The sequence below is a fragment of the Aequorivita xiaoshiensis genome (genome assembly GCF_022008395.1).
Taxonomy (GTDB): Bacteria; Bacteroidota; Bacteroidia; order Flavobacteriales; family Flavobacteriaceae; genus Aequorivita; species Aequorivita xiaoshiensis.
Genome location: NZ_JAIRBB010000003.1, coordinates 117,290 through 140,375 on the forward strand (window position 1 = coordinate 117,290; position 23,086 = coordinate 140,375).

A 23,086-nucleotide genomic window follows, 5' to 3' on the forward strand; every position below is an offset into this window, starting at 1 on the left:
TATTTATACACCGCCAAGTCGCAGAGGACACTAAGAATAAAACTTCATAATGAGCCAAAAATTACATTCAGAAAAACTCAATTCCTTGAAGTGTTGCGTGATTATTCCTACTTATAATAATCAAAAGACTTTGCAACGGGTAATTGAAGGTGTTTTAGTTTACACTGAAAATGTAATTGTGGTGAACGATGGATCCACAGATTCGACTCCAGAAATATTGCTACAGTTTCCGCAATTAAGGTTAATTAACCTTGCACAAAATAAAGGAAAGGGAAACGCACTGCGACAGGGTTTTAAACACGCTGAAAGTTTGGGTTACCATTACGCCATTACCATTGATAGTGATGGGCAACATTTTCCAGAGGATATTCCAGTTTTTACAGAAGCTTTAGAAAAGTCGGAAAACAAAAAATTACTCCTTATCGGCGCACGAAATATGGGGCAAACGGGAGTGCCTAAGAAAAGTAGTTTTGGAAACAAATTTTCAAATTTTTGGTTTTGGGTAGAGACGGGAATTCGCTTAAAAGACACTCAGTCTGGCTTTAGATTATATCCGCTTTACGCAATGAAAAACTTAAACTTTTACACCAATAAATTTGAATTTGAAATTGAAGCCATAGTCAAATCTGCCTGGAGTGGGATAGAAGTGAAAAATATTCCAATTCAAATTCACTATGAGTTGAAAAACAGGGTTTCACATTTTCGACCGTTTAAAGATTTTACACGAATAAGTATCTTAAACACTTGGCTAGTACTTGTTACCTTTCTATATATTAAACCACGAAATCTCTTTAGGAAATTAAAAAAAAAAGGGCTTAAAAGGTTCTTGATGGAAGACTTACTTCAAAGCGATGATTCTGCCGAAAAGAAAGCTTTTTCGATCGCTTTAGGAGTATTTATAGGCTTGTCTCCAATTTGGGGCTTTCATACTATATCGGTTATATTTTTGGCTATTCTTTTGAAGCTAAATAAGGTGATTGCCTTTGCTTTTTCTAATGTGAGCTTGCCTCCATTTATACCGTTTATTCTTTATTTCAGTTTAAAACTTGGGAGCTGGCTTTTAGGTGAAAACTTTGTCCTTTCATTTAATGAAATAGATCCTAGTTTAGAGCTAGTGAAATATTTAAAATCTTATATTGTTGGCAGTTTGGCTCTTTCAATTTCTGCAGCAATTCTCTGCGGACTTGCAGGATACATAATCTTAACGTTGTTTGAGCGTAAAAAGATTTTTAAGAATGGGTAAATGGTTTTTTAAGGCATATCAATCTCTTCAAAATAATAAATCCCGGAGTGCAATTATCTTTATAGTGTTGCTCTCAGGTTTGGTGTTTCTTGTTACTAAAATTCAATTTGAAGAAGATATTTCTAAATTAATACCTGTAGAAGGAGAGTCTAAAAACCTTCAGAAGGTATTAAAATCAGTGAATTTTACCGATAAAATTATTGTTACCCTTCAGAAAAATGAAGATGTAACCGTTGAAGAACTTACCGATTACGCTTCAGAATTTATCGACAGCTTACAAACTCACTCATCTCAATACATCAAAAACATTAGAGGGAAAGTAAACGATGACGATTTACTTCGTACCATGAATTTTGTGTATGAAAATTTGCCTTTATTTCTTGATAAGGACGATTACAAAACCATTGCCAATAAGCTCGAGAAAGATAGTGTTTCGGCTATAACAGCAGCGAATTACAAAACGCTTATTTCCCCTTCTGGAATAGTAACGAAAGATATTATTTTAAAAGACCCTATAGGACTTTCATTAATCGCCTTAAAAAAACTCAGACAGCTTGGAGTCACCGATGAATTTGTATTGAAGGATGGGTTTTTAGTAAGTAAGGATGAAAATAATCTTCTTCTATTTATCACTCCACAATATGCAAGTAGTGAAACTTCCGAAAACAGCAAGTTTTCCGAAAAACTATATGCGCTACAAGATTCTCTAGATCTTAAATATTCAGGAAAAGTAAAAAGTGAATATTTTGGAGCTGCGTTAATTGCAGTTGCCAATGCCCAGCAAATAAAGCGTGATATACAGTTTACCGTAGGTATCGCTTTTTCGTTATTGGTTCTAGTTTTTATATTCTTTTACCGAAAGATATATGTTCCCATAATTTTATTTGTACCGACGCTTTTCGGTGGACTTTTAGCAGTTGCACTATTGCATTTAGTTCGAGACAACATCTCTGCAATTTCACTAGGGATTGGCTCAGTTTTGCTCGGGGTGACATTGGATTATTCACTTCATATACTCACTCATATTCGCAATAATGAAACGGTAGAAAGTTTGTATAAAGATGTTGCAGAACCAATATTGATGAGCAGTTTAACAACTGCCTTGGCATTTTTATGTCTCTTATTTTTAGATTCTCAAGCCTTACAGGATTTGGGGATGTTTGCTGCTGTAAGTGTCTTGGGTGCTTCGGTTTTTGCGCTTTTATTTATTCCGTTGGTTTACAAAAATCCACTTTCGCAAAAGCAACAAGTTAATGTGTTAGACAAAATCGCCGATTACCCTTACCATAGAAATAAATGGTTGTTAATTGGTCTAGGAGCCGTTTTAGCGACAAGCTTTTTCACTTTTAATAAGGTTGAATTTGATAAAGATATTTCAAAATTAAATTATGAGCCTGAAGCGTTAAAAACGGCAATGCAGCATTTAGATGAGTTGACAGATATTTCCTCTAAATCAGTCTACTTAACAACCTATGGAAAATCGGTGGAAAGTACGCTTCAGCTAAACGATTCTATCCACGCAACTTTAGAGTTACTTAAAGAAGATGAACAAATAAGCAGTTTTAGTTCTATTGGAGCTTTGGTGCATTCACAGCGTGACCAAAGAAATAAAATAGCTGTATGGCAACAGTTTTGGAGTGAAGCTCGAAAGGATAGCACTGCAAATAGTCTAATTGAAAGTGGGGAAGAGCTTGGTTTTAAACCTTCAACTTTTAGTAAGTTTTACTCTTTTCTGAATAAAGACTTCAACACTTTAAAACCTGAAGACTATCAGCAAATTCCATCGATTATTCTTGAAGATTACATTACTACCGAAGCTGGATTTACAACCATTACGACACTAGTGAAGCTGGATGATGTAGATGTTTCTGATATTAAAGATAGGTTCAAGAAAATCCCGAATACCTATGTTATTGATAGGCAGGAAATGAATGAAACCTTCTTAGGGAATCTTAAAAACGATTTCAACAACCTAATTGGGTATTGCTTGCTAGCGGTTTTATTAATACTGTTTTTATTCTTCCGAAGTTTCTCTCTCACTTTGGTTACTGCAACCCCAATTTTCCTAACTTGGTTTCTAACCTTAGGGATAATGGGATTGCTCAATATTCAATTCAATATTTTCAATATTATAATCTCTACTTTCATTTTTGGATTGGGAATCGATTACAGCATTTTTATGACTAAAGGCTTGTTAAAAGAACTCGCCACGGGTGAAAAAGTAATGGTAACCAACAGAGCATCAATAATACTGTCGGTTTTAACCACGATTCTTGGAGTTGGAGTTCTAATTTTTGCTAAACATCCGGCATTGTATTCAATATCTATAGTCTCGATCATTGGGATATTTTCGGCAATGTTTACAGCCTTCACAGTGCAACCGTTATTGTTTAAACTTTTTATAGGCAGTTCAAAAAAACGCCCTATAACTCCTAGGATGTTTGTGCATTCGATATTGTCGTTTAGTTATTTCGGATTAGGAGGAATATTGCTTTCAATCTACAGTGTAACCTTAATGCCAATCTTACCAATCAGTAAGAAAACATCGATGGGATGGTTTCATAAAGTTATATCGAAATTCTTTAAATCGGTATTATACACTAATCCCTTTGTACAAAAAACAATAATCAATGAATCGGGTGAGGATTTTTCAAAACCTGCCGTAATTATAGCCAACCACACTTCATTCCTTGATATTTTGGCGGTGGGAATGTTAAATCCAAAAATCTGTTTCTTGGTAAACGATTGGGTTTATAATTCTCCAATATTTGGGAAAGCAGTACAAAAAGCGGATTTCTACCCTGTATCAAGTGGAATTGAAAATAGCTTAGAGCCCTTAAAAAAGAAGATTGAGGAAGGATATTCGTTGATGGCTTTTCCAGAAGGTACTAGAAGCGACTCCAATAAAATTAAGCGTTTTCACAAAGGAGCTTTTTATTTGGCAAATCAATTCAATTTGGATATTCTACCGGTTTTAATTCACGGAAATAGCGAAGTAAACCCTAAGGGAAGCTTTATTATTATAGACGGTAGCATTACTGTAAAGATTTTACCGCGTATAAAGGCCGAAGACCCTTCATATGGAGAAAGTCATAGGCAACAAGCAAAACAAATAGGCGCGTATTTTAGAGATGAGTTTTTAAAAATTAGAAACGAAATTGAAGGTGTAAAATACTTTCACAATATTGTTTTAGAAGAATACCGATATAAAGGAGACTCAGTTTATAAGGCTGTAAAAAAGGATTTAAAAGAAAATGCTGCGCCGTATTTCGAAACCTTAAGGTATCTCGAAAAGCGTGGGAATATTGCACATATTTCAGATGGTAATGGACAACTCGACTTTCTTTTGAATCTTGATGGGCCAGATAGAAAAATTTTCAGCTATATTGAAGATTCAGATATTAGAGCAATACTTCAAAATAGTTATATAACTAATAAATACGGTAAGGTTTATTTTAAATCATCTATCACAGCTGTATTGAACGCAGATGTGGAAATGCTAGTAATTTCTTCAGAAAAATACCTAGCTGAAGTAATAGACATTTTACCGCAAATTTCTGTAAAAACCGTTGTCTTTCTGAAAGATGCATCCCTTGTTGAGAAGGAAAATATTGTTACATTAGACTACCAAAGAGTATATCAAAATACGAATATTAGTATTTTTAATCTATCGAGAACCACAGCAGAATGACTGAGAAATACGATGTAGTAATTATTGGTAGCGGTCTAGGAGGCCTGGTTTCGGCAATTATACTAGCCAAAGAGGGATATAGTGTATGTGTGCTCGAGAAGAACCAACAGTTTGGCGGTAATCTACAAACCTTCTCACGAAATAAAACCATTTTTGATACAGGGGTTCATTATATAGGTGGACTTTCAGAAGGACAAAATCTAAATAGGTACTTTAAGTATTTAGGTATTCTTGACGATATCACACTTAAGAAAATGGACGAAGATGGTTTTGATAGAATCACTTTTGACAATGACCCAACGGAATACAAATACGCGCAAGGTTATGAAAGGTTTAAAAAAACGCTCCTCGAGGAATTTCCTGAAGAAGAAAAGGCAATAGATGCTTATTGCAATAAAATGAAGGAAACTTGCGATTTCTTTCCGCTTTACAGACTTAAACTTGGGAAACCATATTATGAAAACACTTCACTCTTTGAAGTGAAAATTAAAGATTTTATAGATTCGATTACAGATAATAAAAAATTACAAGCAGTATTAGGAGGGAGCAATTTGCTATATGCTGGTGAGGGGGAGCGTACTCCTTTGTATATGCACGCTTTGTCAGTAAACTCTTATATAGAAAGCTCCTATCGTTGTATAAATGGTGGAAGTCAAATAACCAAGGCGCTACTTGCTAGGCTTCGTGAAAATGGAGGAAAGGCATTTAAACGCCACGAAGTAACAAAGTTTGTTACAGAAGATGGACAGGTTTCAGCAGTTGAAATTGCAAATGGGAAGACAATAAAAGGCGATATATTTATTTCTAATGTAGACCCTAAGATGACCTTGCAAATGATTGGTGAAAATCACTTTAGGAAATCTTACACCAAACGTATTGAGAATATTGAAAGTACAATTGCAGCTTTTAGCCTCTATTTAGTATTGAAACCCAAGAGTTTTAAATACTTAAACCATAATTACTATCATTTTAAAGACTATAACGCTATTTGGGATGCGCATAAGTATACCGAAGAAAGTTGGCCCGAAGTGTATATGGCTTCCATGGGAATTAAGAAAGACGAAGATGAGTATGGGGATAATTTAACGGTTATGACATATATGCGTTTTGAAGAAATGGAACCTTGGATAAATACTTTTAATACAGCCGCCGATAAAAACGAGAGAGGGCAAACCTATGAAGAGTTTAAGCAGCAAAAGGCTGAGGTAGTTATTCAAGAGTTAGAGAAAAAATTCCCAAACATACGAGATTGTATAGAAGCAGTTTACGCTTCAACCCCTTTATCGTACCGTGATTATATTGGGTGTAATAAAGGATCGATGTATGGCTTTGTTAAAGACGCTAATAGTCCATTAAAATCTTTTGTGTCGTCACGAACCAAAATCAAGAATCTTTATTTTACTGGGCAAAGTTTAAATATGCACGGTATTTTAGGTGTTACAATTAGTGGAGTAGTAACTTGTTCTGAAATTTTGGGAGGGGAATATCTTTTAAATAAAATTTTAGAAGCTTCAAATACGGAAAGGATAACTTAAAGAGTTTAGAGATGTCACAAATCAAATCAAAACCTATTGAAAGGGTTCGGAATATTTCTAAGAAAGAGTTTATTGAGAAATATTACAAACCTCAAAAGCCTGTTTTAATTGAAGGACTCACAAAAGATTGGAAGGCGTTTAAAATGTGGAACTTGGACTATATTCAAAAACATGCTGGAGATCAGGTGGTTCCGCTTTATAATAATGAGCCTACAAAAGGGAAGCAGAATTCGGCCGAGCCTGCTACTGAAATGAAGATGTCTGACTATATCGAACTTATAAAATCGAAACCTACCGATTTAAGAATCTTCTTCTACGATCTTAAGGTGAAATTGCCAGAACTTCTAAAAGATTTTGAATATCCCAATATTGGTTTAAAGTTTTTTAAACGTCTTCCGGTGCTGTTTTTTGGAGGTGAAGGTTCTAAGGTTTTACCACATTACGACATGGACTTAGCAGACTTAGTGCATTTCCATTTTCAGGGGACTAAGAGAGTTTTGCTTTTCTCTCCCGAGCAAACTAAATATTTATATAAAATTCCATTTGCAGTACATAATTTAGAAACCATCGATTTAGATAATCCCGATTTTGACGAATATCCTGCGTTAAAATATGTGGAAGGAATTCACGCGACGATGCAACACGGTGATGCCCTGTATATGCCAAGCGGTTATTGGCACTATATAAAATATTTAAATGGAGGCTTTTCTATGACACTTCGAGCTTTTCCAAGGCATTTAGGTCGTTTTGGAAATATGCTTTACAATGTGTTTTTTATGCGACATTTCGAAAATATAATGCGAAAATCATTTGGGCAAAAGTGGATTGATTATAAAGAAAACCGTGCCTATAAAAAAACAAATAATAGGGTAGCCAAGCTGAATGATCAAAATTTATAAGGATGAAGATTTCAGGAAAGTTACTTGCATTTGCGTTTTTAATATTTCTTTTGAATTCGTGTGGAGTGTCAAAATCTGTAAACAATAGACCTAATGTCAGTGACTATAACTCTTCGATTCCTGAAAAAATTAAAATAAACGATTCTACTTTTATAGCTGGGAACAACTTCTTCTTAAAAAACAAACAAGGTTTGTGGGAGTTATATGTGGAAGGAAATCCATTGCAAATTGGGGAGATAACTGGAAGCCTTACGCAAAAACAACTTCAAAATCAGGAGGCTTATATCTTCAATATGGTGGAAGATATAATCCCTTCAAAGTTTCAACAATTTCTACTTCGTAAGTTTTTGGCTTGGTACAATCGCAAAATGTATCAACATATCCCTGAGGAATATAAATCCGAAATTTATGGTCTTTCTCAATATTCATCATCAAATTTCAGTGAAATTGGCGAGCCTTATTTGCGAATACTATACTTGCACGGCGCTCACGACATTGGCCATGCAATGCAAGATTTAATGCTAGTTGGGTGTTCATCGTTCGCTGTATGGGGAGATAAAACAGTCGACAATGATTTGCTAATTGGAAGAAATTTCGATTTTTATGCTGGAGATGACTTTGCTAAGGAGAAAATAATCTCTTTTGTAAACCCTTCAAAAGGGCACAAGTTTATGTCGGTAACTTGGGGTGGAATGATTGGTGTAGTGTCTGGGATGAATGCGCAAGGTTTAACAGTTACTATAAATGCTGGGAAATCTAAAATTCCCTTAATTGCTAAAACACCAATATCTATAGTAACACGCGAAATTCTTCAATACGCATCTACTATTGATGAGGCAATTGCTATTGCCAAAAAGCGTGAGGTATTTGTATCCGAAGCTATTTTTGTAGGTAGCGCTAAGGATAAAAAAGCAGTTGTTATTGAAGTTTCACCGGATAATTTTGGTGTTTATGAAGTAGAAAATACCAATAAACTTATATGTAGTAATCACTTTCAAAGTGAAGAATATCAAAATGACCAACGCAATATAAAATGGATAGAAGAGAGTCATTCTATGTACCGTTTTGAAAGGATGCAAGAACTGATTTCAGAAAAAGAAAAAATTGATGTTAAAGATGCAGTTGCCATTCTACGAAATAAAAAGGGGTTAGATAACAAAGAAATAGGTTTTGGAAATGAAAAAGCCTTAAACCAACTTTTGGCCCATCATGGGATTGTTTTTAAACCAGAAAGTAAAAAGGTGTGGGTTTCTTCAAATCCCTATCAATTAGGAGAATTTGTGGAATACGATTTAGATGAGATTTTTATGAATAGGGAGGACAACCCAGCAATTACTACCGTTTCTAACAGGAAAGGGAATATTCCTGAAGATAAGTTTATACATTCAAAAGCATTTAAAGACTATCAAGAATACCGAGTTTTGGAGCGTGAAGTTGAAAAAGCTATTTCGGAAAAAGAAACACTTTCCCAGGAAACCATTTTAGCCTTACAACAAAAAAACCCAGAGTATTGGAAAGCCTATTATTTAATAGGAAAGTATTACTTTGGAAAAAAATATGACGCCGCCGCAAAACTTGCTTTTGAAAAAGCGTTGACCAAAGAAATAACAACAGTTACCGATAGACAAAGTATTGAAAAATATCTTCGGAAATTAAACTAATTGAATTAAAAAGGCGTGGAGTTTTATAAACCTTAAGGTCTTGCTTCAAAAAAGAACAGTAAATGATTCCAGAAATAGAAAAAGCATCCAAAGAAGAGATAAAAGTCTTTCAAGAAGAGAAACTCAAAGACACGCTAGAATATCTAAATGAGAAATCTCCATTTTACAAACGTTTTTTTAAGGAAAACAACATTAACGTTTCAGAAATAAAGAAGTTAGAAGACCTTTATAAAATTCCTGTTACTACCAAAGATTTTCTACAGCGCTACAATGATGATTTTATATGTGTTCCAAGAGCTGAAATTATAGATTATGTTACAACCTCTGGAACTTTGGGTGACCCTGTAATATTTGCACTTACCGATAACGATTTAAACCGCTTAGCCTATAACGAAGCCATTTCATTTGAGTGTGCAGGAGTTAAGAAGACCGATGTTATGCAGTTGATGACGACAATCGACCGCAGGTTTATGGCAGGGTTGGCTTACTTTTTAGGTGCTCGAAAATTGGGAGCGGGAATCATTCGGGTTGGATCCGGGATTCCTGAGCTACAATGGGATTCGATTTTAAAATTTAATCCTACTTACTTAATTACAGTGCCTTCGTTTCTTTTAAAACTTATAGAATATGCAAAACAACACAATATAGATTTAAAAAATACAGGTGTTAAAGCAGCTATATGCATTGGTGAGCCTATTCGCGATCAAGATTTTTCTTTGAATATTCTGTCAAAAAAAATTAAAAAAGAATGGGATATTGAGTTGTTTTCTACTTATGCTTCTACCGAAATGAGTACAGCATTTAATGAATGTGAATATCACGTAGGTGGTCATCACCATCCAGAGTTGATTATTGCTGAAATTTTGGATGAAAATAATAATCCGGTAAAAATTGGTGAGGTGGGTGAACTTACCATTACCACCTTAGGTGTTGAAGCGATGCCTTTATTGCGTTTTAAAACTGGTGATATGGTTCAGGCAAGTGATGAAAAGTGCAAGTGTGGGCGTAATACCATGCGCTTAGGGCCAGTTGTTGGGCGTAAAAAGCAAATGATTAAATATAAGGGAACTACCTTGTATCCTCCAGCGATGTATAATATTTTAAACAACTTTTCAGAAGTTGAAAGCTATGTAATTGAAGTATTCCACAATGAATTAGGTACCGATGAAATCTCTATAAAGATTGCTTCCGATAATATTTCCGAAGAACTTCTCTTAGATATCAAGGATCATTTTCGAGCAAAATTACGAGTAGCGCCAAAGTTAGAATTTGCCTCATCTGAAGAGATCCAAGCACTTAGGTTTCCACCTTTAAGTAGAAAGCCTGTGGACTTGATAGATCACAGGCTTCAAAAAAATAAATAGGTATTTCTTTATTTCTTAAAAGTAATTACTGGCATATTAGCATGGTTAACCATATCCTCACTGATACTTCCATTAAAAAAGTGTGAAATACCTTTGCGTCCGTGGGTGGCCATACCGATTAATTCGCCATTTATAAATTTTGTGAAGTTTAGTATTCCTTTTTCTACAGAAGTGTCGTTATAGATATTTAGAGAGTAATTTTCAATCGCAATACCATCTACAAAATCCTCCATTAATTTCTGAGCTTGCCCAGAAGTTTTAAAACCTGCAGGCGTGTTCACATATAGCAAATGTAGTTTTGCGTCAATTTTCTTAGCAAAATCATAAGCTTGAATTAATGTACCACGTGAATTTTCAGAAAAATCAGTTGCAAAAACAAAATCCTCCACATTAAATTCTGAATGATTATTTTTTATCACCAAAACTGGAACCTCGGAGGTGCGAACAACTTTTTCGGTGTTACTTCCTACAAACATTTCTTTAAACCCACTAGCACCGTTAGATCCCATAACGATAAGATCTATGTCATAATTCTTACAAGCCTCATTAATATCTTCAAAAATTTCGTTGTGACCAATTGTCTCGTTTATCGTTATTCCCTCAAGGAAGTCGCTATTTCTAAGGTCGTTAAAGCGTTTCTCCGTAAGTTTTATAAAATACAACGATTCAGGAAGGCTACCTGAATCTTTAGCAGTAGCGTATTGCATTGGAATTTCCAAAGAGTGCAAAACGTAAACTTCACTATTGTGTTTCTTAGCTAATTTTATAGCTACTTTAAGGGCATTTTCGGCTTGTTCGGAAAAATCGGTAGGGACTAAAATACGTTTCATAAATAGATTTGGGATTAATTTTTTTTAGCGATGATAATTTACAAAAATAAATCGGTTACCCTTGATTTTTATAATATTAAAAAATTATAGTATATTTGCACCGATTTTGATACGAAAATATCTGAGGGGACTAAAAGTCCCCTCTTTTTATAGCTAAAAAACGATGCGAGAAAAAGTAGCACAACTACTAGAAACTGCTTTAGCAGAAAACCAATCTCTGTTTTTGATCGACCTAAATATTACTGAAGATAACCAAATACGGGTCATCCTTGACGGCGATAAAGGCGTTACGGTTGAAGATTGTATAGCTGTTAGCCGACAAATTGAACATAATTTGGACCGTGAGGAATATGATTTCTCATTAGAAGTAATGTCATCGGGTGTTTCAGAACCTTTGACTTTACCTAGGCAGTATAAAAAGAACTTAGGTAGAATGCTTAAAGTGAAAACTAAAAACGAAGAAAAAATTGAAGGCGAATTAATCGCTGCGAACGAAGAAAGTTGTACCTTGAAGTGGTCTGTGCGAGAGCCTAAACCAGTAGGTAAGGGGAAAGTTACCGTTCAAAAAGAGGCAACTCTGCCTTATGAAGATATTATGGAAGCAAAAGTGATGATAACATTTTAATAGAATTGATATGGAAAACTTAGCACTAATCGATTCTTTTTCAGAGTTTAAAGATGATAAGCAAATAGATAGGGTAACGCTTATGGCGATACTTGAAGACGTTTTCAGAAATGCACTGAAAAAGAAATATGGAAGTGACGATAACTTTGATATAATTGTAAACCCTGATAAAGGGGATTTGGAGATTTGGAGAAACCGTGTTGTGGTTGCAGATGGAGAAGTAGAGGATCCAAACGAAGAGATTTCTTTAAGCGAAGCACAAAAAATTGAGCCGGATTTTGAGATTGGAGAGGATGTTTCGGAAGAAGTAAAGTTAATCGACCTAGGGCGTCGTTCTATTTTGGCATTGCGTCAAAACCTTATTTCAAAAATTCACGAGCACGATAATACGATCATCTATAAGCAATTTAAAGATCTTGAAGGAGAAATTTACACTGCTGAGGTTCATCACATTCGCCATCGAGCTGTTATATTGTTGGACGATGAAGGGAATGAAGTTATTCTTCCAAAAGATAAACAAATTCCTTCAGACTTTTTTAGAAAAGGAGATAACGTTCGTGGAATTATTGAAAGCGTTGATTTAAAGGGAAATAAGCCGACAATTATTATGTCGCGCGCAAACCCAATTTTCCTTGAAAAATTATTCGAACAAGAAATTCCAGAAGTATTTGACGGTTTAATTACGGTTAAAAACGTAGTTCGTATTCCTGGTGAAAAAGCAAAAGTTGCTGTAGATTCATACGATGATCGTATTGACCCTGTAGGCGCTTGTGTTGGTATGAAAGGTTCAAGAATACACGGTATTGTACGTGAACTTGGAAACGAAAATATCGATGTTATAAATTATACAAGTAATATTAACCTTTATATTACACGTGCATTAAGCCCGGCAAAAGTAACTTCAATTAAAATAAATGAAGACACTAAGCGAGCTGAAGTGATTCTTCGTCCTGAAGAAGTGAGTAAAGCAATTGGTCGTGGGGGGCATAACATTCGCCTTGCAGGTCAATTAACAGGTTATGAAATAGATGTGCTTCGTGAAGGCGCAGAAGAAGACGTAGAGTTGCGTGAATTCTCAGATGAAATAGAAGGCTGGATCATCGAAGAATTCCATAAAATAGGTCTAGACACAGCTAAGAGTGTGCTAGAACACGATATCAAGGATTTGGTTAAACGAACCGATTTGGAGGAAGAAACAATTCTTGATGTAATTAATATATTAAAAGAAGAATTTGAAGAGTAGTTGAAACTTTGACTACTTTTATACAAATTTTTTAAAAAGAAAAACAGGAAAAAGCATTTATGGCTGGAGTAAAGAAAAAAAGACTAAGTCAGGTATTACGCGAATTTAATATTTCGTTGGATCGTGCCGTGGAATTTTTGAGCACAAAAGGTTTCGATGTGGTTGCAAGTCCAAACACTAAAATAACGGGCGATGAATACGAAGTTCTTTTTGAAGAGTTTGAAACCGACAAAAGTAAAAAAGTAGAATCCAAGGAAATTGGCGAGGAAAAGCGCAAGGAGAAAGAAGAGCTTCGATTAGCGCGTGAGCGTGAGCTTGAAGAAAAGCAAAAGAAAGAAGAAGCTTCTCGAGTAATCAGAGCTGGCGCTAAACTTGAAGGTCCTAAACAAATAGGTAAGATTGATCTTTCTACAGGGAAACCTAAGGAAGAAGAGCCTGAAGCTGCTGAAAAGTCAGTTGAGGTGGAGCCTGCTAAAGAAGAAAAGGTAGAGGTTGAAAAACAAGAAAAGCCTGAAGTTGTAGCAGAAAAACCTAAAGCCGAAAAACCAAAAGTTGAGGAAAAACCTGAGGTAGAAAAAAAGGCTGAGAAAGAAAAGGTTGTAGAAGAAAAGCCAAAAACGAAACCAGCTCCTCCTGCTAAAAAAGAAGAAGTAGAAAAGCCTGCTGAAGCTCCTGTTTCTAAAAAAGAAACTAAAGAAGAACCGAAAGTTGAGCCTAAGGTTGAATCTAAAGAAGAAGCCAAAGAAGAGTCTTCAAATAAAGATTCGGATACGGTAACTACAAAATACCGCAAACTGGAAGGTCCAAACTTTACAGGACAAAAAATTGATCTTTCTCAGTTTAAAAAACCTGAGAAGAAAAAAGATTCCAAAACAGACGCTAACAAAGACAAAAAGGGTAAGCGTCGTCGTATAAGCAAAGAAGCTCCTAAAACTGCCAAAGGTGGAAACTTTAGAGATAATCGTGGAAAAGGTAGAAAGCCGCGTCCAAATACGCCTAAAGAAGAGCCTAGCGAAGAAGAAGTGCAAAAACAAGTGCGCGAAACTTTAGAAAAACTTCAAGGTAAGTCTTCTAAAGGGAAGGGTGCTAAGTACCGTCGTGAAAAACGAGATTTCCACCGTCAGAAAACTGAGGATGAAATGGCGCAACAAGAAGCGGAAAGTAAGCTTCTTAAGATTACTGAGTTTGTAACAGCTAGTGAAATGGCAACTATGATGGATGTTCCTGTTACCAAAATTATTTCAGCTTGTATGAGTTTGGGAATGATGGTAACGATGAATCAACGTCTAGATGCAGAAACGCTAAGTATTGTGGCAGATGAATTTGGATACGACGTTGAATTTATAACTGCAGATATTGAAGAGTCTATAGAGCGCAACGTAGATGCTCCTGAAGATTTATTGCCAAGAGCTCCAATTGTAACAGTAATGGGTCACGTGGATCACGGTAAGACGTCCTTGTTAGATAACATACGTAAGGAAAATGTAATTGCAGGTGAGTCTGGAGGTATTACGCAGCATATTGGTGCGTATGCCGTAGAGCTTGATGGTGGTCAAAAACTGGCTTTTCTTGATACCCCTGGTCACGAAGCGTTTACAGCGATGCGTGCTCGTGGTGCTCAAGTAACAGATATTGCAATTATTGTTGTAGCGGCAGATGATGATATTATGCCACAAACTAAGGAGGCCATAAGCCACGCACAAGCTGCGGGTGTGCCTATAGTTTTCGCAATAAACAAAATAGATAAGCCTACTGCTAATCCAGAAAGGATTAAAGAACGACTAGCTCAAATGAACCTATTGGTTGAGGATTGGGGTGGAAAAATACAATCACACGATATTTCTGCTAAAACAGGAGTTGGTGTAAAAGAATTACTAGAAAAAGTATTGCTTGAAGCTGAATTATTAGAGCTTAAAGCAAATCCGAATCGACAAGCAGATGGTACTATAGTAGAGGCATTCCTAGATAAAGGTCGTGGTTATGTTTCAACAGTACTAGTGCAAGGAGGTACCTTGAAGGTAGGAGACTACATACTAGCTGGACAGCATAGTGGTAAGGTTAAGGCAATGCAAGATGAACGTGGTAAAAATGTTCAGGAAGCAGGTCCGTCAACTCCAGTATCCGTACTAGGTTTAGATGGTGCGCCTCAAGCGGGTGATAAGTTTAATGTGTTTGAAGATGAACGTGAAGCAAAATCTATCGCTACTAAACGTACCCAATTACAGCGTGAGCAGTCGGTAAGAACACAACGTCATATTACACTTGATGAAATTGGTAGACGTATTGCTCTAGGAGACTTTAAAGAGCTTAATATTATCCTTAAGGGTGATGTGGATGGTTCTGTGGAAGCATTAACAGATTCATTCCAAAAACTATCTACTGAAGAAATTCAGGTGAATATAATCCATAAAGCTGTTGGTCCAATTACCGAAAGCGATGTGTTGTTAGCTTCTGCTTCCGATGCAATTATAATTGGATTTAACGTGCGTCCAATGGGTAATGCACGTCAGATAGCTGATAAAGAAGAAATAGATATCCGTACGTACTCTATCATTTACGATGCAATTGGCGACGTAAAGGATGCGATGGAAGGAATGCTATCTCCAGAGATGAAAGAAGAGATTACTGGTACAGCCGAAATTCGTGAAACATTCAAAATATCGAAAGTTGGAACCATTGCAGGTTGTATGGTGCTTACAGGTAAAATCTTTAGAAACTCGGGTATTCGTTTAATTCGTGAAGGTGTTGTGGTTTACACAGGTGAACTAGCTTCTTTAAAACGTTTCAAAGACGATGTGAAAGAAGTATCTAAAGGGTACGACTGTGGTATTCAAATTAAAAACTACAACGATATTAGAGAAAACGATATTATTGAAGCTTTCCAAGAAGTAGCAGTGAAAAAGAAGTTGAAGTAACAACTAGTTTCTATAAATATTAAAAACGCTCTGAAAATTAACTTTCCGGAGCGTTTTTTTGTTTAAACTATTTTAAATCCTAAGTATCCTGCAAGGTGTAATTGCGAGGCACTAAGCAATTTCCTTGTAGGTATAAGTAACAGTTTACTCTTTAAGGAACTTTTTTGTTTCAGTATTCCCTTCTTCATCTTCAATATTTAAAAGATAAATACCGCTGGAAAGGTTTGAGACGTTTATTGATGATTGACCATTAAAATGTAAATTTTGTGATTTTAGAAGTTTTCCTTCCGTTGAATAAATTTGGATTTTAAATTTGCCTGTTCCATTTGAAGCTTTTATCACCAACAATTCATTAGTGGGATTCGGATATATCGTTAACCCTGCGGTTTTAAACTTAGAAACTCCTAAAGGTACACTGCCATAATATGCTTTGTAGCCTTCTTGGTTAGTGAGGGTTAGTGCAAACCCGCTACCGTCTGTGTCAATAGCATACTCGAAAATTTTATTTTCAAATTCAACGTTGAAGAATTGGAAGAAATATAAATCAATATAATCAATGTTTTCTTGAATTTCACAAGTAATTAAGCCGGTAATAATAAAATTTGGTATTATTATCTCGGTGTTGGAAATAGTTATCTCATCTCCTTGAATAAGAAAATCACAAAACTCTGTTGTAAATAATAGTTCCATAACGTTCAACTCTACATCACCTACTTCGTTATTTTGCGGAACGGGGTGATTTACTCCCTCAATCTCTAGAGCAAATAAAAACCATTGGTTTTCAAACAACCTCATATCTTGAGCAAAGTTGGTTGAACATATAGGACACATAATAATTAATAAAAACGTATTTTTCATAATCTATTGTTTTAAAAGGTTTTTTGAATCTTGTATTTGTCCATCGCATACCAATGCTATATTATAAGTGCCGCTAGTATAGGTAGAAACGTCTATTGTAATACTATTTGTAGTAGTATCTATAATATAATTGTTGCTGGCGCCGTTGCTACTGCTTGTTACCATTAAATAGGCAGAACTGGCATCCTGGGCTTTATAATTAATTGTTACTTGGTTAGCGGTTGGTTTAGGGCTTAAACTTTGCAGATAGTAAGAATTTACAGTTACTTCAACTTCATCATAATCTTTATAGTCATCAACATTATTGATTGTCTCTAATTTATTTTGAGCAAATAGGAAAAAAGAATAAAATAAAAACAGATAAAGTATTAATGCCTTTAAGGCTAGAGGCTTGTAATTTTATAATTCGAGGATTATAGTTATTTAATTTCTTAAAATTTTGTAAAAATATTGAAATTTAAAACAGATAATTCCCTGTATTATGCTGGGGGATTTTCCTTTTTTTCAGATTTATGTACTTTAACTATTTCTTAAATAATAATTTGGTAATTGCATTATTTAAAAGTCTATTATTAACTTAGTATACCTATCATCAGAAAACAATTTCCGTTCAAAAAGGTCTATATATTTCGATTTTTATTATTGGCGCCTTGACTAGATTACAAACTACCGAGACTATTCCGCGGGAAGATATTGTTGTCCTATAAACTACTGATGCAAAAACAATTAATTTATTTACTTCACTAGAAGGAACTTGGGCAATGGAGGGAGTGACAAAATTTAAGAAGGAAGATGCTGTTGGTTTGGGTAAAATAAATTGCGAGCATAGATATAATGACCAAGTATGTTTTGTTACAAAAGATATGGTTATAAATGGCCTGGATTTTTCATAGTAGTTTATTCCAAGTAACTAACTTCTATTGATTTATCGAAATGCTTTAAATAGTTGTGTTAATAAAGCTAGGATTAGTTTTAACTGTAATTTCAAAACCCTATTTGATGAATGCCAACTTAATAGTATTTCATTTTGAGTAAGCTAGTGTTTTGGCTATTACTGCATGATAAATTGGTTTAAAAATAAATTGATGGAAATTGAGAACTCTAAAAAGTGAATAAAATTTCGTTTTCTAAATTAGAGAAATTAAAAGTGTAAAATTACTTTCTTCTTTCTGGCTTAAGGATAAATGCAGAACTAAAGCTTTGTTGTATTTTAAGCAAAGCTCTTTCCGCTTCTATACGGGTGTCAAAACTTCCAGCCCACACTTTGTAGTTCGGGGTTTCGTATTCAATAGAAGCAGGCCAATGGCTAAAACTTCCCTTGTATTTTCGTAGTATTTGGTTGGCCTTATCCAATTCACCGTAATAAAGCTGTATGGTGTAACCATCTGTTAGCTTATTGTCTTTTTCAAGACTTTTTTTCAAATCTAACAATTGTGTGATTTTCGGATCCTGATTTACCTGAAGTGTTGCGCTTTGTGAATAGCTATTAGCTGATATTAAAATCAGTAAAATGCTGGCTATAAAAATCTTGTGAGAAGTTGTTGATTTCATATAATTATATCTTTAATGCAAATGTAAAACTTAATAACTGAGTGAAGCGCAAATTTATTATTTAGAACTAATATAAATTAATGGTTAACACTTTGTTTGCATTTCCAAAATCGACTTAATAATGTATTTTTGCTCCTTTATTTGCGGTACGGAAAGAGTAATTCTGTTAAAATATAACCTAACTAATTCTGTGCCAAACTATCGACAATAATTTAACCATTAGTATGAAAAAGGTGAATTTTATACATCTACGATCAAAATTGCCACTTCTATTGTTAGTCTTTGTACTAACTTTTTCAACTACCTCGTATTCTCAGGATGAAGCGGAAGCTGCTTCTGAGGAAGCGCCGGCTGATGCTGGAGGTGATGTTGCTGCGGGTGAATCATTATTTAAGGCAAACTGTGCTGCCTGTCACAAGATGGACAAAAAAGCGGTTGGTCCTGCCTTAAGAGGTGTGGCCGATAAGTTTGACCGTGATTGGTTGTACAGCTGGATACGTAATAGTTCGGCTCTTATTGCTTCAGGTGATGCAACAGCAGTGAGATTATTTGAAGAGAATAACAAAGCTGTCATGACGGCTTTCCCAGGACTTTCCGATGAGGATATCGATAACATCCTTGCGTATACAAGTCAGCCAAAAGCTGCGCCTGTTGTTGCTGAAGTTCCTGCTGGAGGTGCTGCAAGTACAGGAGGAGGTGAGGGTGTTTCTAATGCTTTAGTGTTAGGGGCGCTAGTTCTTGTGTTCTTGTTGTTAGTTATTCTTCTTTATATGGTATCTACTACCTTAAAGAGAATTGCTGAAGCTAATGGGGTGGTTTATGAAGAAAGAGAAAAGCGTACTCCAATCTGGAAGGCTTTTGCTGAGAATCAATTCTTGGTATTAGTTACGGCTATTTTCTTTATTCTTTTTGGAAGCTACTTCGCTTACGGATACTTAATGCAGGTAGGGGTTGACCAAGGGTATGCTCCGGTTCAGCCAATTCACTATTCGCATAAAATTCACGCAGGAGACAATCAGATAGATTGTAACTTCTGTCATAGTTCAGCTAGAAAGAGTAAAACTGCAGGGATACCTTCGTTAAATGTTTGTATGAACTGTCATAAAAATATTTCTGAAGTAGCAGAAGAAACTGCTACCGATGAGTACTCAAAAGAATTTTACGATGGTGAAATTGCTAAGTTGTATGACGCTGTTGGATGGGATCCAGAGCAACAAGCGTATACTGGCAAAACAAAGCCTGTAAAATGGGTTCGTATTCACAATCTTCCTGATTTCGCATATTTCAACCACTCACAACACGTAACAGTAGCGGGAGTCGATTGTCAAAAGTGTCACGGTGAAGTTGAGAGCATGGAGGTTATGGAGCAATTTGCGCCACTTACAATGGGATGGTGTATTGATTGCCACAGAGAGACCAATGTTAACTTAGAGTCTAATGAGTACTACGCTAAGATTCACGAAGAGCTTTCTAAGAAGTACGGTGTAGAAAAATTGACAATCGCCGAAATGGGTGGATTGGAGTGTGGCAAATGTCACTATTAATAAATAAAAAAGGATAATTACAAATAGCAATATGGCATCAAACAAGAAATACTGGAAAAGTGTTGAAGAGCTGAATGAAGACAGCACTATTGTGAAGGCGCTACAAGACAATGAGTTTGTAACTGAAATACCTACGGACGAATTTCTTGGAAACAAAGAAGCTTTATCTGCTTCTTCTACCACGCGTCGTGATTTCTTAAAATATGTAGGTTTTTCTACAGCAGCTGCTACTTTAGCGGCTTGTGAAGGACCTGTAGTGAAATCTATCCCTTATGTTGTTCAGCCAGATGAAATTGTTCCAGGTGTAGCAAATTATTATGCTTCTACTATGGCGGATGGTTTCGATTTTGCCAATATATTGGTAAAAACACGCGAAGGTCGTCCTATCAAAATTGAGAAGAATGATTTAGCTAAAAATGGAGGAAGTGTAAATGCTCGTGTTCACGCATCGGTTTTATCATTATACGATAAAAACAGATTAACTGGTCCTATGGTTGGTGGATCTGAAGTTACGTGGCCGGAGTTTGATACTGCTATTGCGCAGAAGATGAACGAAATGTCTGGGAAAGATATAGTTCTTCTTACTCAAACATTTGCGAGTCCATCTACATCTAAGTTGATTTCTGAATTTACTTCTAAGTATCCTAATGTACGTCATGTTGTTTATGATACTGTGTCTAGTTCAGCTGCATTAGATGCTTTCCAAAATAAATACGGCACTCGCGCATTACCAGATTACGATTTTTCAAAAGCTGAAGTTATTGTTTCTGTGGGTGCAGATTTCTTAGGAGATTGGCAGGGAGGAAGCTATAGCAAAGGATATGCTCAAGGAAGAGTGCCTAAAAATGGAAAAATGTCTCGACATGTTCAATTTGAGGCTAACTTTACATTGACTGGTGCTAAAGCTGATAAACGTGTTGCTGCAACTCCATCTCAACAATTACAAATACTTAAGGCTTTAACCGGCGGCAGTACTTCTGGCTTACCAGAAAATATTGCTGATGCAGTAAATAAAGCAAAAGCACAACTTCAGAAAGCCGGAGGAAAAGCATTATTAGTGACTGGCTTGCCGGATGTAGCTTCACAAAAGTTAGCTTTAGATTTCAATGCTAATAGTGAGGCAATTGATGTTGATAAACCATTGCTTGTTAGACAAGGAAGTACTAGCGAAGTGATGAGTGTTGTTAACGGCGTTATTTCTGGAAGTATAAAAGGATTAATTACAGTAGGTGTAAACCCAGTTTACTCGCTACCAAATAGCAAAGAATTTGCTGAAGCTTACCAAAAGCTTGAAATGAGTCTTGCATTCAGTATGAAACAAGATGAAACAGCATCATTGGCACAATTAGTTGCTGCAACTCCTCACTACTTAGAGTCATGGGGTGATGCGCAAATTAAGAAAGGTACTTATAGCCTTACTCAGCCAACAATCCGTCCATTATTCAATACACGTCAATTCCAAGATAGCCTATTGCAGTGGACTGGTAATTCAAAAAAATATTACGATTACATAAAAGAAGTTTGGACAAGTTCTATTTTGTCTGGAGGTTCTTGGAATGAAGCGCTTCACGATGGTTTTGTTTCTAGTGAAGTAGAAATTAAAATGGAGGAAGTTAAGCCAGCTACTGAAGGTTCTGGTTTAATGCAGGACAGTACATCTAATGGTGCGCTTGGGGCTTTATCTCAAGAAGGAGGTTACGAGTTGACATTGTATACATCAACAGGGCTTGGTGATGGTCAACAAGCAAATAACCCTTGGTTACAAGAATTCCCAGATCCAATTACAAGAGCATCTTGGGATAACTATCTTACTGTTTCAGCTGCAGACGCTAAAGCGTTAGGACTTGTTAATAAAAACGTTGCTAATGGTGCCTTAAACGGTAGTTACGTGAACGTGTCGGTAGGTGGTGTTGTTCTTGAAAAAGTTCCTGTTATTATCCAGCCTGGACAAGCTAAAGGATCTGTTGGTCTAGCTTTAGGGTATGGTAAAACAGCTGCTATTCAAGAAGAAATGCAAACTGGTATTAATGCCTATCCACTTTACCAGAACTTTTCTAATGTTCAAAAAGTAAATATCGAAAAAGCTAGCGGAATGCACGAGTTTGCTTGCGTACAGTTGCAAAGCACAATGGCAGGACGTAGTAACGATATTATAAAGGATACTACTTTAGAGATTTTCAATACTAAAGATGTAAGCGAGTGGAATGCTGTTCCAGTTGTAGATTACGATCACGCTCCGATTTCAGTTCGCGATAAAAAAGCGGATATCTGGAGTCCATTTGATACTACTATCGGCACACACTTTAACTTATCTATAGATTTAAATGCTTGTACGGGATGTGGGGCTTGTGTTATTGCATGTCACGCTGAAAACAACGTACCAGTAGTTGGTAAAACCGAAGTTAGAAAATTCCGTGATATGCACTGGTTGCGTATCGATAGATATTACTCTGCAGGGGAAACCTTTAAGGAAGAAGCTGAGATGTATGAAAACCTTCCTGCTTTTGATAGTTATGAAGCCGTAGAGGTGCCAAACTATGAAAACCTTGAGGTAGCATTTCAGCCGGTAATGTGTCAGCACTGTAACCATGCACCTTGTGAAACTGTTTGTCCTGTAGCGGCAACTTCTCACGGGCGTCAGGGGCAAAACCATATGGCTTACAACCGTTGTGTTGGTACTCGTTACTGCGCTAACAACTGTCCTTATAAAGTTCGTCGTTTCAACTGGTTCTTATACAGTGAAAATGATGAGTTTGATTACAACATGAATAACGACCTAGGTAGAATGGTACTTAACCCAGATGTGGTAGTTCGTTCTCGTGGAGTAATGGAAAAATGTTCTTTATGTATCCAAATGACTCAGAAAACTATACTAGACGCTAAGCGTGAGGGTAGGCCAGTAAGAGATGGTGAATTTGCAACAGCATGTTCAAATGCTTGTGAAACTGGAGCCATGGTATTTGGAGATGTAAATGATGAGGAATCAGAAATACTTAAGAAGAAAAAAGATGACAGAATGTACTATCTTCTTGAAAATGTTGGTACTAAACCAAACGTTTTCTATCAAATGATAGTTAAAAACACTTCTGAAGCATAATAATTTAATCAAGAACCAATTATTTAATAA

Annotated in this window: 14 protein-coding genes; 11 read left to right on the forward strand and 3 right to left on the reverse strand. The window is 35.9% G+C overall.

All coding sequences use genetic code 11. The annotated features are described in order from the left end of the window. Positions 1–49: 49 nt before the first annotated feature. From K8344_RS05930 to flxY, 6 genes are all read left to right on the forward strand, one after another. On the forward strand, positions 50–1,243 hold the full coding sequence (locus tag K8344_RS05930) for a DUF2062 domain-containing protein (RefSeq protein WP_237607830.1): 1,194 nt from the start codon (positions 50–52) through the stop codon (positions 1,241–1,243). Beyond that, positions 1,236–4,934 (forward strand): 1-acyl-sn-glycerol-3-phosphate acyltransferase, encoded by a 3,699-nt coding sequence (locus K8344_RS05935; RefSeq protein WP_237607831.1) that lies wholly within the window; start codon positions 1,236–1,238, stop codon positions 4,932–4,934. Before K8344_RS05930 ends, K8344_RS05935 begins: the two co-directional genes overlap by 8 nt. Then, entirely contained in the window at positions 4,931–6,469 is a 1,539-nt protein-coding gene (locus K8344_RS05940; protein WP_237607832.1) for a phytoene desaturase family protein, read from the forward strand. The genes K8344_RS05935 and K8344_RS05940 overlap by 4 nt, the downstream gene beginning before the upstream one ends. Positions 6,470–6,480: 11 nt before the next feature. Further along, a complete protein-coding gene (locus tag K8344_RS05945) occupies positions 6,481–7,368 on the forward strand; it encodes a cupin-like domain-containing protein (protein ID WP_237607833.1) in 888 nt (295 codons plus the stop codon). A gap of 2 nt (positions 7,369–7,370) precedes the next feature. Further along, positions 7,371–9,029, forward strand: a complete 1,659-nt coding sequence (locus K8344_RS05950; protein WP_237607834.1) for a C45 family autoproteolytic acyltransferase/hydrolase — start codon at positions 7,371–7,373, stop codon at positions 9,027–9,029. Positions 9,030–9,091: 62 nt separating this feature from the next. Then, positions 9,092–10,393 (forward strand): flexirubin biosynthesis putative acyl-CoA ligase FlxY, encoded by a 1,302-nt coding sequence (gene flxY, locus K8344_RS05955; protein WP_237607835.1) that lies wholly within the window; start codon positions 9,092–9,094, stop codon positions 10,391–10,393. A gap of 8 nt (positions 10,394–10,401) precedes the next feature. Here the strand turns inward: flxY and K8344_RS05960 are convergent, their stop codons facing one another. Further along, positions 10,402–11,223, reverse strand: coding sequence for a universal stress protein (locus tag K8344_RS05960; protein ID WP_237607836.1), 822 nt, complete (start codon positions 11,221–11,223; stop codon positions 10,402–10,404). Positions 11,224–11,386: 163 nt separating this feature from the next. On the opposite strand from K8344_RS05960, the gene rimP reads away from it, so the two are divergent. The 3 genes from rimP to infB are packed head-to-tail and all read left to right on the forward strand — an operon-like array spanning position 11,387 to position 16,006. Continuing rightward, positions 11,387–11,848 carry a ribosome assembly cofactor RimP gene (gene rimP / locus K8344_RS05965; RefSeq protein WP_237607837.1) on the forward strand — a complete coding sequence of 154 codons (462 nt, stop codon included), beginning with the start codon at positions 11,387–11,389 and terminating at the stop codon, positions 11,846–11,848. Positions 11,849–11,858: 10 nt separating this feature from the next. Further along, complete coding sequence (nusA, locus tag K8344_RS05970) at positions 11,859–13,091, forward strand: transcription termination factor NusA (protein ID WP_237607838.1); 1,233 nt, start codon at positions 11,859–11,861, stop codon at positions 13,089–13,091. A 59-nt stretch (positions 13,092–13,150) separates the two neighbouring features. Further along, on the forward strand, positions 13,151–16,006 hold the full coding sequence (infB, locus tag K8344_RS05975; RefSeq protein ID WP_237607839.1) for a translation initiation factor IF-2: 2,856 nt from the start codon (positions 13,151–13,153) through the stop codon (positions 16,004–16,006). Positions 16,007–16,150: 144 nt separating this feature from the next. Here the strand turns inward: infB and K8344_RS05980 are convergent, their stop codons facing one another. Beyond that, complete coding sequence (locus K8344_RS05980; protein WP_237607840.1) at positions 16,151–16,864, reverse strand: T9SS type A sorting domain-containing protein; 714 nt, start codon at positions 16,862–16,864, stop codon at positions 16,151–16,153. 1,155 nt (positions 16,865–18,019) lie between these two features. Then, positions 18,020–18,415 carry an SPOR domain-containing protein gene (locus K8344_RS05985; protein ID WP_237607841.1) on the reverse strand — a complete coding sequence of 132 codons (396 nt, stop codon included), beginning with the start codon at positions 18,413–18,415 and terminating at the stop codon, positions 18,020–18,022. 224 nt (positions 18,416–18,639) lie between these two features. Between K8344_RS05985 and K8344_RS05990 the strand changes: the two genes are divergently transcribed. Together K8344_RS05990 and K8344_RS05995 are read left to right on the forward strand one after the other, a co-directional pair. Next, positions 18,640–19,959, forward strand: a complete 1,320-nt coding sequence (locus K8344_RS05990) for a c-type cytochrome (RefSeq protein WP_237607842.1) — start codon at positions 18,640–18,642, stop codon at positions 19,957–19,959. Between the two features lie 31 nt (positions 19,960–19,990). Further along, the gene (locus K8344_RS05995) at positions 19,991–23,056 is read left to right on the forward strand and encodes a TAT-variant-translocated molybdopterin oxidoreductase (RefSeq protein WP_237607843.1); all 3,066 of its coding nucleotides are present in this window, start codon (positions 19,991–19,993) and stop codon (positions 23,054–23,056) included. Positions 23,057–23,086: the final 30 nt, after the last annotated feature.

Bases quoted from the DNA above. Each gene is read 5' to 3' on its own strand.
- K8344_RS05935 (WP_237607831.1), top strand. From the start codon at position 1,236: ATGGGTAAATGGTTTTTTAAGGCATATCAATCTCTTCAAAATAATAAA.
- nusA (WP_237607838.1), top strand. From the start codon at position 11,859: ATGGAAAACTTAGCACTAATCGATTCTTTTTCAGAGTTTAAAGATGAT.
- K8344_RS05985 (WP_237607841.1), bottom strand. From the start codon at position 18,415: ATGAAATCAACAACTTCTCACAAGATTTTTATAGCCAGCATTTTACTG.
- infB (WP_237607839.1), top strand. From the start codon at position 13,151: ATGGCTGGAGTAAAGAAAAAAAGACTAAGTCAGGTATTACGCGAATTT.
- K8344_RS05930 (WP_237607830.1), top strand. From the start codon at position 50: ATGAGCCAAAAATTACATTCAGAAAAACTCAATTCCTTGAAGTGTTGC.
- K8344_RS05995 (WP_237607843.1), top strand. From the start codon at position 19,991: ATGGCATCAAACAAGAAATACTGGAAAAGTGTTGAAGAGCTGAATGAA.
- K8344_RS05980 (WP_237607840.1), bottom strand. From the start codon at position 16,864: ATGAAAAATACGTTTTTATTAATTATTATGTGTCCTATATGTTCAACC.
- K8344_RS05950 (WP_237607834.1), top strand. From the start codon at position 7,371: ATGAAGATTTCAGGAAAGTTACTTGCATTTGCGTTTTTAATATTTCTT.
- K8344_RS05945 (WP_237607833.1), top strand. From the start codon at position 6,481: ATGTCACAAATCAAATCAAAACCTATTGAAAGGGTTCGGAATATTTCT.
- rimP (WP_237607837.1), top strand. From the start codon at position 11,387: ATGCGAGAAAAAGTAGCACAACTACTAGAAACTGCTTTAGCAGAAAAC.
- K8344_RS05940 (WP_237607832.1), top strand. From the start codon at position 4,931: ATGACTGAGAAATACGATGTAGTAATTATTGGTAGCGGTCTAGGAGGC.
- flxY (WP_237607835.1), top strand. From the start codon at position 9,092: ATGATTCCAGAAATAGAAAAAGCATCCAAAGAAGAGATAAAAGTCTTT.
- K8344_RS05960 (WP_237607836.1), bottom strand. From the start codon at position 11,223: ATGAAACGTATTTTAGTCCCTACCGATTTTTCCGAACAAGCCGAAAAT.
- K8344_RS05990 (WP_237607842.1), top strand. From the start codon at position 18,640: ATGAAAAAGGTGAATTTTATACATCTACGATCAAAATTGCCACTTCTA.